The 11,540-nt window shown below is 62.9% G+C and carries 9 protein-coding genes and 1 pseudogene; 3 read left to right on the forward strand and 7 right to left on the reverse strand.

Annotation, left to right across the window (positions count from 1 at the left end):
* Positions 1-1,485: phosphoenolpyruvate carboxykinase (GTP) (locus PHD22_RS14300; protein WP_299868244.1), on the reverse strand; the 1,485-nt coding region annotated here is incomplete at its 3' end.
* Positions 1,486-1,776: 291 nt separating this feature from the next.
* On the opposite strand from PHD22_RS14300, the gene PHD22_RS14305 reads away from it, so the two are divergent.
* From PHD22_RS14305 to pbpG, 3 genes are all read left to right on the forward strand, one after another.
* The gene (locus PHD22_RS14305) at positions 1,777-4,044 is read left to right on the forward strand and encodes an NADP-dependent malic enzyme (RefSeq protein ID WP_299868248.1); all 2,268 of its coding nucleotides are present in this window, start codon (positions 1,777-1,779) and stop codon (positions 4,042-4,044) included.
* Positions 4,045-4,112: 68 nt separating this feature from the next.
* Positions 4,113-5,291, forward strand: coding sequence for a patatin-like phospholipase family protein (locus tag PHD22_RS14310; RefSeq protein ID WP_299868251.1), 1,179 nt, complete (start codon positions 4,113-4,115; stop codon positions 5,289-5,291).
* A 221-nt stretch (positions 5,292-5,512) separates the two neighbouring features.
* Positions 5,513-6,589, forward strand: a complete 1,077-nt coding sequence (gene pbpG / locus PHD22_RS14315; protein WP_299868254.1) for a D-alanyl-D-alanine endopeptidase — start codon at positions 5,513-5,515, stop codon at positions 6,587-6,589.
* A 103-nt stretch (positions 6,590-6,692) separates the two neighbouring features.
* Here pbpG and PHD22_RS14320 read toward each other — a convergent pair whose 3' ends face one another.
* The 6 genes and pseudogenes from PHD22_RS14320 to PHD22_RS14345 all read right to left on the reverse strand — a co-directional run.
* Positions 6,693-7,424 (reverse strand): IclR family transcriptional regulator, encoded by a 732-nt coding sequence (locus tag PHD22_RS14320; RefSeq protein ID WP_299868269.1) that lies wholly within the window; start codon positions 7,422-7,424, stop codon positions 6,693-6,695.
* A gap of 239 nt (positions 7,425-7,663) precedes the next feature.
* Positions 7,664-8,605: a nucleoside recognition domain-containing protein gene (locus tag PHD22_RS14325; RefSeq protein WP_299868257.1), complete on the reverse strand. Its 942-nt coding sequence runs from the start codon at positions 8,603-8,605 to the stop codon at positions 7,664-7,666.
* A 90-nt stretch (positions 8,606-8,695) separates the two neighbouring features.
* The gene (locus PHD22_RS14330; RefSeq protein ID WP_299868260.1) at positions 8,696-9,430 is read right to left on the reverse strand and encodes an LrgB family protein; all 735 of its coding nucleotides are present in this window, start codon (positions 9,428-9,430) and stop codon (positions 8,696-8,698) included.
* Positions 9,427-9,783, reverse strand: coding sequence for a CidA/LrgA family protein (locus PHD22_RS14335; protein ID WP_299868263.1), 357 nt, complete (start codon positions 9,781-9,783; stop codon positions 9,427-9,429). The genes PHD22_RS14330 and PHD22_RS14335 overlap by 4 nt, the downstream gene beginning before the upstream one ends.
* Before the next feature lie 71 nt (positions 9,784-9,854).
* Entirely contained in the window at positions 9,855-10,952 is a 1,098-nt protein-coding gene (locus PHD22_RS14340) for a TRAP transporter substrate-binding protein (RefSeq protein ID WP_299868266.1), read from the reverse strand.
* A 157-nt stretch (positions 10,953-11,109) separates the two neighbouring features.
* Positions 11,110-11,540: pseudogene (locus PHD22_RS14345) on the reverse strand (ABC transporter substrate-binding protein); the annotation flags it as partial.

The following is an 11,540-nucleotide window of genomic DNA, read 5'->3' on the forward strand; positions in this document are numbered from 1 at the left end:
CAGCCAGTGGTTGAAGTAGTCGCCCATGTGGTAGCCGCAGAAGGGCAGCATGGCGAAGGGGTCGCGACGGACCACGCCCTGGGCGCCGAAGGCGGCTGCGGTGGTTTCGGAGCCGAGGGTGGCTGCCATGTAAACGCCGAAATTCCAGTTGAAGGCCTGGTATACCAGCGGCACGGTGGTGGCACGGCGACCGCCGAAGATGAAAGCGGAGATCGGCACGCCGGCGGGATCTTCCCAGTTGGGGTCGATGGACGGGCACTGGCTGGCCGGGGCGGTGAAGCGGGAGTTGGGGTGGGCGGCCTTGCGGCCGGTCTCCCGGGCGATCTCCGGGGTCCAGTCCTTGCCTTGCCAGTCCACCAGGTGGGCCGGTGCTTCCTTGGTCAGCCCTTCCCACCACACGTCACCGTCGTCGGTCAGGGCGACGTTGGTGAAGATGATGTTCTCGCGCAGGGTGGCCAGCGCGTTGTAGTTCGTCTTCTCGGAGGTGCCGGGGGCAACGCCGAAGAAACCGGCTTCCGGGTTGATGGCGTAGAAGCGGGTGCTGCCATCGGCTTCCTTGCGCGGCTTGATCCAGGCGATGTCGTCGCCGACGGTGGAGATCTTCCAGCCGTCGAAGGACCTGGGCGGGATCAGCATCGCGAAGTTGGTCTTGCCGCAGGCGGACGGGAAGGCGGCGGCCACGTAGGTCTTCTCGCCCTCGGGGCTTTCGACGCCGAGGATCAGCATGTGTTCGGCCAGCCAGCCTTCGTCGCGGGCCATGTTGGAGGCGATGCGCAGGGCGAAGCACTTCTTGCCGAGCAGGGCGTTGCCACCGTAGCCGGAGCCGTAGGACCAGATTTCGCGGGTCTCGGGATAGTGGACGATGTACTTGACGGTCGGGTTGCAGGGCCAGCGGGAGTCTTTCTCGCCGTGGGCCAGCGGGGCGCCCACCGTGTGCACGCAGGGCACGAATTCGCCGTCGGTGCCGAGCACGTCATAGACGGCCTTGCCCATGCGGGTCATGGTGCGCATGTTGGTGACCACGTAGGGGCTGTCGGAGATCTCGACGCCGATGTGGGCGATGGGAGAGCCGAGGGGACCCATGGAGAACGGGATCACGTACAGGGTGCGGCCGTGCATGCAGCCCTTGAACAGTTCGTTCAGGGTCTTGCGCATCTTGGCCGGGTCTTCCCAGTTGTTGGTGGGGCCGGCGTCGTCCTTGTGCTGGGAGCAGATGTAGGTGCGGTCTTCCACACGGGCCACGTCGGACGGATCGGACCAGGCGAGGTAGGAATTCTTGCGTTTTTCCGGGTTCAGCTTGATGAGCATGCCGGCTTCGACCATCTCGGCGCAGAGGCGGTCATACTCCTCCTCGGAGCCGTCACACCAGACGACGCGGTCAGGCTCGGTCAGGGCGGCGATCTCGGCCACCCACTGTTTCAGTTTCTCGTTCTTGACGTATTCGGGAGCGGCGGCGATGGCGGCTTCGGCAATGCTTTGAGACATCTGACGATTCTCCAGGACGTTACGGATGCGTTGTTTCTGTTTTGCCGGCGCGGGAGCTGTTGCCGGCTGGGTCATTCGCGTCTTTGGGCCACCGGGGCGCGGCGCGTATTATTGGTCGGTCAATCAGGGCTAACCCGATTGAGAGAGGCCGGGATTATGCCACGGAACCGGGGGCGGCAACATCCATCCGTCAGCCGCCTCGTGCTGCGGGTGCCACGAATTGCCGTAAGGTGAGTTTGCTTTCATGATGTCGTCTGGATCACATAACCAACAACATAGAGGGAGAACACAATGGATGAACAGATTCGTCAGGCGGCGCTGGAATATCACCGCCTGCCCAAGCCGGGCAAGATTGCGATTGCGCCCACCAAGGCCCTGACCAACCAGCAGGATCTGTCACTGGCCTATTCGCCCGGCGTGGCGGCCGCCTGCGATGCGATCGTGGAGGATCCGGCGGAGGCGGCCAGCCTGACGTCCCGCAGCAACCTGATCGGTGTGGTCACCAATGGTACGGCGGTGCTTGGACTGGGCAACATCGGTCCGCTGGCGGCCAAGCCGGTGATGGAAGGCAAGGCGGTGCTGTTCAAGAAATTTGCCGGCATTGACGTGTTCGATCTGGAGATCGACGAACCGGACGCTGACAAGCTGATCGACATGATCGCCGCCCTGGAGCCCACCTTCGGCGGGATCAACCTGGAAGACATCAAGGCGCCCGAGTGCTTCTATATCGAGAAGAAGCTCCGGGAGCGGATGAAGATTCCGGTTTTTCATGATGACCAGCATGGCACGGCCATTGTCGTCGGTGCGGCCATCCTCAACGGCCTCCACCTGCTGGGCAAGGATCTGTCGAAGGTGAAGCTGGTCACGTCCGGCGCGGGAGCGGCGGCGCTGGCCTGTCTCGACCTGTTGGTGATGCTGGGCATCCCGGTCGAGAACATCTGGGTCAGCGATATCGAGGGGGTGGTCTATGAGGGCCGCACCGTGCTGATGGACCCGATCAAGGCCCGTTATGCCAAGCACACCGATGCCCGCAAGCTGGGCGAGATCATCGAGGGGGCAGATGTGTTCCTCGGCTTGTCGGCTGGTGGTGTGCTCAAGCCCGAGATGGTGGCCAGGATGGCGGCGCGCCCGCTGATCATGGCTCTGGCCAACCCGACGCCCGAGATCCTGCCCGAAGAGGTACATCGGGTGCGCAGCGATGCAATGATGGCGACCGGGCGGTCGGATTATCCGAACCAGGTCAACAACGTGCTGTGCTTTCCCTTCATCTTCCGGGGGGCTCTGGATGTGGGAGCCACCACGATCACCGACGCGATGAAACTGGCGGCTGTGAAGGCCATTGCCGAGCTGGCGCGGGCCGAGTCTTCGGACATCGTGGCCGCTGCCTACGGCGAGAAACTCTCCGGTTTCGGCCCTGAGTACATCATTCCCAAGCCCTTCGATCCGCGTCTGATCGTCAAGATTGCCCCGGAGGTGGCCCGTGCGGCGATGGAGTCCGGTGTGGCAACCCGCCCGATTGCCGATTTTGAGGCTTATCGCCAGCAACTTAACAACTTCGTCTGGCAGTCCGGCCTGGTTATGAAGCCGGTGTTTCAGGCGGCCAAGAAATCTCCCAAGCGGATCATCTTTGCCGAAGGGGAGTCCGAGCGGGTGCTGCGCGCCGTGCAAACGGTAGTGGACGAGGGGCTGTGCCGCCCGATCCTGATCGGTCGTCCGGATGTGGTGGTGCCCAGCATCGTGCGCTATGGCCTGCGCCTGCGTCCCGAGCTGGATTTCGAGATGGTGGATCCCGACAGTGATCCCCGCTTCGATCAACTGGCCACCCACTATCATTCGCTGATGGAGCGCAAGGGGGTTTCGGTGGATTATGCCAGGCGGGAAGTGCGCCGGCGCACTACCCTGCTGGGCTCGCTACTCCTGAAGTTCGGCTATGGAGATGGCCTGATCTGTGGCACCTATGGCATGCACGGGCTGCATCTCAAGTTCGTCGAGACGGTGATTGGTCGCCAGACCGGGGTGCGCAACTTTTATACGATGAACCTGCTCTCCCTGCCGGCGCGGACGGTCTTTCTGTGCGATACCTATGTGAACTACGATCCGACGCCGGAGCAGGTGGTGGAAATGACCTACCTGGCCGCGGAGGAAGTGCGTCGTTTCGGCATCCATCCGCGTATTGCCCTGCTGTCCCACTCCAGTTTCGGCACCGATAATTCTCCTACCGCCGAGAAGATGCGCAAGGCGCTGGTGATGCTTCACAACGAACACCAGGACCTGGACGTGGAAGGAGAAATGCACGGGGATGCGGCGCTGGATGCCGATATCCGCAAGCAGATCTTTCCTAATGCCCGAATGTCCGAGGATGCCAATCTGCTGATTTTCCCGACCCTGGATGCGGCCAACATTGCCTTCAACCTGCTCAAAACAGCCGCGGGGGAGGGCATGACCATCGGCCCCATCCTGCTCGGTGCAGCGAAGCCGGTGCATATCCTGACCGCCACGGCCACCGTGCGGCGGATCATCAACATGACCGCCCTGACGGTGGTGGAAGCGGGGCGCTGAGTCACATTCCCTGTCCTTGCACCCGCTCATGCCGTTAAACTCCGTGACGTTCATCACGGAGAGGCAGCATGGCGGGGGGCAGGACAGCACTGGTTCTGACGGGCGGTGGTGCCCGGGCTGCTTATCAGGTCGGGGCGCTGCTGGCCATTCGGGAGGTCTGGGGAAGCAGACCGGGCAACCCCTTTCCGATTCTCTGCGGTACTTCGGCAGGTGCGGTCAACGCCACCGCCCTAGCCGTTTTCTCGGCGGACTTCAGCGACGCGGTGCGCAAGCTTGCCCATATCTGGCGGAATTTCCGGGTGGATGAGGTTTACCGGGCAGATCCGCTGGCAGTGGCCCGCTCGGTTGTCCACTGGAGTTCCACGCTGTTTCTTGGCTGGCTTTACCGGGAATCCCCCCGTTCGCTGCTGGACAACGCGCCCCTGCGGCTCCTGCTGGAAACCCAGCTGGATTTTGGTGCCATCGACCGGGCCATTGCGGCGGGGCACTTGCGGGCCCTGTCTGTCACGGCTTCCGGTTATACCTCCGGGGAGAGTCTGGCGTTCTTTCAGGGAGGCGATGACCTGCAACCCTGGCGCAGGACTCAGCGGATCGGGGTGCGTACCCAGATTCAGGTGGAACACTTGATGGCTTCCAGTGCGATCCCCTTTGTCTTTCCCGCGGTGCGGATCAACCGGGAGTTTTTTGGGGATGGTTCCATGCGGCAACTGGCGCCCATCAGTCCCGCCATTCATCTGGGGGCAGACCGCATCCTGGTGATTGCCGGGGGGCGGCGTTCGGAGGAAGCGCGGCAGCGCAGCGATGCGTATCCGAATCCGGCCCAGGTGGCTGGGCATGCCCTGTCGAGCATCTTTCTGGACGGACTGTCCATGGATCTGGAGCGTCTGGAGCGAATCAACGACACCCTGGCCTATTTCACGCCGGAGCAAAGGGAGGCTGCCGGTGTGCCGCTCAAGCCGATCGAGACCTTTGTGATCGCACCCTCTCAGCGCCTGGATTACCTCGCCGTCCGCCATCGGGACCGCTTGCCGGGTGCCTTGAGCCTGGTGTTGCGTGGCGTGGGTGCGTTGCGCAAGAACGGTTCCGTGCTGCTTTCCTATCTGCTGTTTGAAAAGGAGTACACCCGGGCCCTGATGGAGCTGGGCTACGGGGATGCCATGGCCCGGCGCGCAGAGCTGGCGTGTTTTCTTGGTGTTGAGTCAACTCCTGATGATGCGCGCGTTCCTGTGGTGGCCAAACTTGAATAAAGCCGCAAAAAACCACTCACAAGCAACTTCAAATATTTACAATAAGCCCTTATTTTGAATAGGGTCTGTGCCGTTATGCGTTTGTCGGCCCCATTTCTCGAGACGAGACCCTAGCCGGCTGTCCTGAAGCGACTCCTCCAGTGAGTTGTCCGTCATGATGCCGTTAGAATTTTTATGGCTTGCCAGCTGAGCTGGCAGGCGACAGACTGACTCGAAAAATCATGAAAATCCGCAAGACCATACTTTCGCTATTCAGTGTCTTTGCCCTGAGCAGCATGGTGTCCGGGCCGGTCGACGCTGCCAGCCAGCGTCAAGCCAGATCTGCCCAAGCTTCCAAAACTGCCAAGGCGCCACAAAAAGCACCCAAGGTCGCTGTCCAGTCGCGGGCTGAGCGTCGCCTGGCCAAGGCCACGACCCCCAAGGCCAGGGCGGTTTCTGCCAGAGAGCGCGCTCCGGTTGCGAAGGCACCCCACCGTCTGCCCGCGGCGGCGATTTCACCGGAGCTGGATCACGACGGCAACCCCTTGCTCCATTCGGCTGCCTTCGTGATCGCCGATCAGGCGACCGGCAGTGTCCTGCTTGAAAAAAATTCCGAGGCAGTGCTGCCCATCGCTTCCATCACCAAACTGATGACGGCGATGGTGGTGCTGGATGCCCGCCTCAGCCTTACGGAACATCTGAGCATCGCCCAGGACGATGTGGATACCCTCCGCAACAGCAGTTCCCACGTGCCGGTGGGCACCGAGCTGTCCCGGGAGGACATGCTGCGCCTGGCCCTGATGTCCTCCGAGAACCGGGCGTCTTCGGCGCTGGCCCGCAACTATCCGGGTGGGCTTCCGGCGTTTGTGAACGCCATGAACCGCAAGGCCGCGTCCCTGGGTTTGCGCGAAACCCGCTTTGCTGACAGCACCGGTCTTAATTCCGCCAACGTTTCCAGCGCCCGCGATCTGGTCAAGATGGTTTCGGCGGCCTCCCGCTATCCGCTGATCCGGGAGTTTTCCACGACGGCCAACTATATGGTGTCCCTCAATGGGCGCCAGCGTCAGTTCAATAACACCAATGCGCTGGTGAGCAGCCCGGACTGGCAGATTGGTGTTTCAAAGACCGGCTTCATCAACGAGTCGGGCAAGTGCCTGGTGATGCAGGCCTGGCTGCTCAACAAGCCGATGATCATCGTCCTGCTGGACTCGTTCGGGCGTTATACCCGCGTTGCGGATGCTCAGCGGGTCAAGCGCTGGCTTGAAAGTGCGGCGGTCCAGCAAAAGCTGGCCGTGGCCTCCCGCGGGCCGGCCACCTGACGATCCGGATCCTGGCCATCCTGCCGGACGTGTGCCTGGCGGGATGGCACGACCTCTGCCGTCCATCGTCAGACCGGATTCAAGGCCAGTGTCGTGAGCCGTATCAGCCGGCCATGGGCGGAATGTAGCCCAGGGCCTGGGAAATCTGGTCGGCTGTCTGGCGGATCAGCGGGGCCCAGTCCGGGTCGAAGCGCTCGGATGGGGTGGACAGGGAAAGTCCCGCGATCAGTTCGCCGCTGTCGTCCCGAATGCCGGCTGCAATGCAGCGGACCCCGTTTTCCACTTCATCCAGGTCGTAGGCCACGCCGTGGCGCCGGACCTTGTCCAGTTCCTTTTCGAGGGCCGGGAGTGTGGTGATGGAAGTGGGTGTGGTGCCCGGCAGACCGGTGCGTCGAGCGTATTCCCTGACCTTCGGGGTGCCATCTTCCAGCAGGAAAAGCTTGCCGGTGGCGGTGGTGTGGAGCGGTGCCCGGGCGCCCACGATATGGACCACCCGTACGGCGGATCTGCCGCTCGAGGTTCGCTCCACATAGACGATTTCGTCTCCCGCACGGATGCCTAGATTGACGCTCTCACCGGTGGCTGCATGGAGCTTGAGCATGGCGGGCATGGCGGTTTCCCTGAGGGAAATCCGGCTCTTGACCAGACTGCCCAGTTCGAGCAGACGGATCCCCAGGCGATATATCCCGGCATCGCTGCGTTCGACGAAGCCGCTGGTGGTCATTGCCCCGAGAATGCGGTGGGCAGTGGAGGGGTGCAGCCCGGTATCTGCCGCCAGCTGCTTGAGGGTGACGGGGTCGGGATGCTGGGCCAGAACGTCGAGGAGCTTCATCATGCGCTCGATGACCTGGATGGAATTCTTGGCGGTTTCTTGCGTGGTGGACAACGGGTTTTCTGCCTGCAATTCAGGGATGGGGAATGTTAGCTCAGGGATGGCATTTCGCCTAATGAAATGCCGGGCTGCGTTACCAGGGGCGTCTCTGAGTGCCTTAAAAGGGGTGGTCGGGATGCTGACGCGGGGTTTGCGCCCGGGGAGGGGCTGTTGCGAGGCTTTCCGGGCCTGGGCTTTGAGGGTCAGCCCTGCAGGCCATGCCCCATCATCCTCACCAGGATGCCGATCATGGCGCCCAGCACTGCGGGTTTCCAGACTTCAGCAACCCGCCGGCCGGCAGAGATCAGGACGGCCACTCCGGGGACGTCGAGAGGCTGGATCAGGAGTCCCGCGGCAGGGCCGTTGAGGGTGGCTGCAGTCACCGTGCCTGCCCGGATCATCTCGTCGATGATGCCCATCATGGCGGTGCCCCCTGCCAGATACTTGGTCAGGGTGGGCAGGATCAGCGCCGGGTCGGCGCCGATGCTCAGGAGGGTGGGTGACAGGAGCCCGCTGAGCAGGTCGATGGCCCCCAGGCGTCGCAGGGCCAGCATCACGGTCAGGGACAGAACGAGCATCGGGATGGCGCCGACGGCAATCTTGAAGGCTTCTGCGCCGGCCCGGTTGATGACGTCGAGGACTCCTTTGGCGCTTTCCGCCACCGGGTGGTGGAGGGTTTCATCGACCTTGTGTTCCTCTGCCGGCAGGGTTCGCCCGAAGCCGTAGTAGGTGGAGGCGGCCGCAGCCAGCCCGCCCACCAGGGACCAGAGCAGGACAGGGCCGAAGTGCAGGCCCATGGAGGTCATCGGGATGGAGGCATTGGCCTGGGCCATGGCCATCACCATCGCCAGGGTGGCGGCCAGGTGGCGGCTGGAGGCGCCACGCTGGTCCATCATGGCCAGGGTGGCTACCGGGGCTGCAAAGCTCACGAAATTGATCTGGACGGCGGCAAAGATGCCGAGTCCGGTCAGGCCCACCGGGCGCAGGGCTGGCGCGAGCCGTGCCACCAGCCAGTCCAGCACACCCCGGGCTTCCAGCAGGCGCATCAGGGAGAGCATGACGACCATCACAGGCAGTAGCACAAAGAAGGACAGTTCGACCGCAGAGCGGCCTGCGCGCAGGATGACGTCGATCAGAATATCCATGAGGATGCAGCAGCAGAAAGCAGACGACCCCGATTATCGGGGCCGCACAGGACCGCAACAAGCTGAGGGGAACCCTGATTGCCGCCAGGTTTACCGCAGCAGTGGGGCCAGCAGAGGCAGCAGCCAGGGGAGGGCGATGGCGGTGAGAAGGCCATTGAGTCCCATCGCCAGGGCTGCGAAGGCGCCTGTCTGTTCATTGATCTGGAAGGCTCGCGCGGTGCCGATGCCGTGGGAGGCGAGCCCCATGGCGAAACCGATGCTGGCGTCGTCCTTGACCCCGATCCGCTTGAGGAGGCCGGCGGCGAAAACGGCACCGAAGATGCCGGTCAGGATCACGAAGACCGCGGTGAGGGAGGCCAGCCCGCCCAGGCGTTCGGCGATGCCCATGGCGATGGGGGTGGTGACTGATTTGGGGGCCAGGGAGGCCACGGTGGGACCACTGGCTCCGAGCAGGGCGCCGATGGCGTAGGCCGACAGACCGGCGGTGAGAGAGCCCACGACCAGGGCGATCAGCAAGGGGCCGCTCATGGCGAGCAGTCGCTTGAGCTGCCCATGCAGGGGGATGGCCAGGGCCACCGTGGCGGGACCCAGGAGGAAATGCACGAACTGGGCCCCATCGAAGTAACGCTGATAGGGGGTGTCCGTGACCAGCAGCAGGGCCACCAGCAGGCTCACCGAAAGCAGCACCGGATTGACTGCCGGATGACCGCCGGAGCTGCGGTGCAGTGCCATCGCCAGCAGATAGACCGCCAGGGTCAGGGCCAGCCAGAGCAGGGGTTGGGCAGATAGATACACCCAGATTTCGTTCATGCTGCCGGTGCTCATGAGCTCTCTCCCTGGCGCCGTCCGCGGGTCAGCAGATGCAGGGTCATTCCGGTGGCGATCAGGCCCAGCAGGGTGCTTGCCACCAGGGCGATGGCGATGGGCCAGACTTCGTCGGCCAGGCGTCCCACGTGGAGCATCACTCCGGTGCCGGCTGGGATGAACATCAGGGAGAGATTCTGCAGGAGGGTGGTGGAGGTGTCTTTCAGAGGGACGCTGGGGCCACCGCGGATGATCAGCCACAGGAGTAGCAAGGCCATGCCGATGACCGGTCCGGGGACGGGGAGATGCAGGGCCACACGAAGGGCTTCTCCTGCAAGCTGGAAGGTGAGCAGGAGGGCAAGGGCGGCGATCATGGCGGGGGCTCCATCAGAAAGGACGAAGGGCCGCGCACTGCGCGGCCCTTCGTCCGTATTGGCGTCGGATTTTACTTCTTGGCCTTGGCGCTGCGGGCAGCCTGCATGAAGTTGTCGTAGCGGTTTTCAGCCACGGCAAACCATTGCAGCTGTTCGTCGCGGAATTTTTTCCAGGCCTCGTAGACTTTCCTGAACTTGGGATTGCTTGCCGCGGTTTCCTCGTAGAGGTCATTGGCCGCCTTGTAGGCTGCCGCCATGACTTCGTTGGGGAAGGGGCGCAACTGGGTGCCGGAGCCAACCAGCTGCTTCAGGGCGACCGGGTTCTTGGCGTCGTAGCGGGCCTGCATTTCGGCGTGGGCGTACATGCCGGCATCTTCCAGAATGGTCTGGTATTCCTTCGGCAGGGAGGCCCAGTGCTTCTGGTTCACGTAGAGGGTGATCTGCGGGCCGCCTTCCCAGAAACCCGGGTAGTAGTAGTACTTGGCAACCTTGTTGAAGCCCAGCTTCTGATCGTCGTAGGGGCCAATCCATTCGGCCGCATCGATGGTGCCTTTTTCCAGCGCCGGGTAGATGTCGCCGCCCGGGATCTGCTGGGGCACCACGCCCAGCCTGGCCAGGACCTGGCCGGCAAAGCCGCCGCAGCGGAACTTGAGGCCTTTCAGATCCTCGACGGTCTTGATTTCCTTGCGGAACCAGCCGCCCATCTGGGCTCCGGTGTTGCCGCAGGGCAGGTTGACGATGTTGTAATCCTTGAAGAACTCACGCATCAGCTCGAGACCGCCACCTTCCATCATCCAGGCGGTCTGCTGACGGCTGTTGAGACCGAACGGGACTGCGGTATCAAAGGCGAACGTGGGATCCTTACCGACGAAGTAGTAGGAGCAGGTGTGCCCCATCTCGACGGTCGCATCCTTGACGGCATCCAGTACGCCAGGGCCGGGAACGATTTCGCCGGCAGCGAAAACCTGGATCTGGAACTTGCCGCCCGTGGCTGCAGCAACCCGCTTGGCCATCACTTCGGCTCCGCCGTAGATGGTGTCGAGGGATTTCGGGAAGCTGGAGGCCAGACGCCACTTGATGGTGGGCAGATCCGCAGCCAGGGCGGGGGCGGCAACGGCACCGGCTGCGACACCCGCACTGGCTTTTTTGATGAATGAACGACGTTCCACGTTGTCTCCTCTTGGGAATCGCTACGAAAGGTGAGCTTGATTATTCATGAGCCCTGCAGGGCCGCACAGTCAGAGGAAACCCTATGACGCTGTGCCGCATGGCAGGCTGCCGTTCTCCCCAGGCCTCTCTCTGCTCGGGGAGGACGGGCGTGGCGCGCTATTTGCGCCCCTTGGCGATGCGGGCGGCCTGCATGAAGTTGTCGTAGCGGTTCTCTGCCACCGCAAACCACTGGACCTGGTCCTCGCGGAATTTCTTCCAGGCGTCGTAGATCTTCTTGAACCTGGGGTTCAGGGCTGCGGTTTCCTCGTAGAGCTCGGTGGCGATCTTGTAACCCGCCGCCATGATCTCGTTGGGGAATGGACGTAGCTGGGTTCCCTGGCCGATCAGCTGCTTGAGGGCCACCGGGTTCTTGGCATCGTAGGTCGCCTGCATCTGGGCGTGGGCGTAAAGACAGGCATCTTCCAGGATGATCTGGTATTCCTTGGGCAGGGAGGCCCAGGCCTTGGCGTTGACATAGAGGGAAAGCTGCGGACCCCCTTCCCACCAGCCCGGGTAGTAGTAGTACTTTGCGACCCGGTTGAAACCGA

This window comes from Zoogloea sp., from assembly GCF_028693495.1.
Classification (GTDB): Bacteria; Pseudomonadota; Gammaproteobacteria; order Burkholderiales; family Rhodocyclaceae; genus Zoogloea.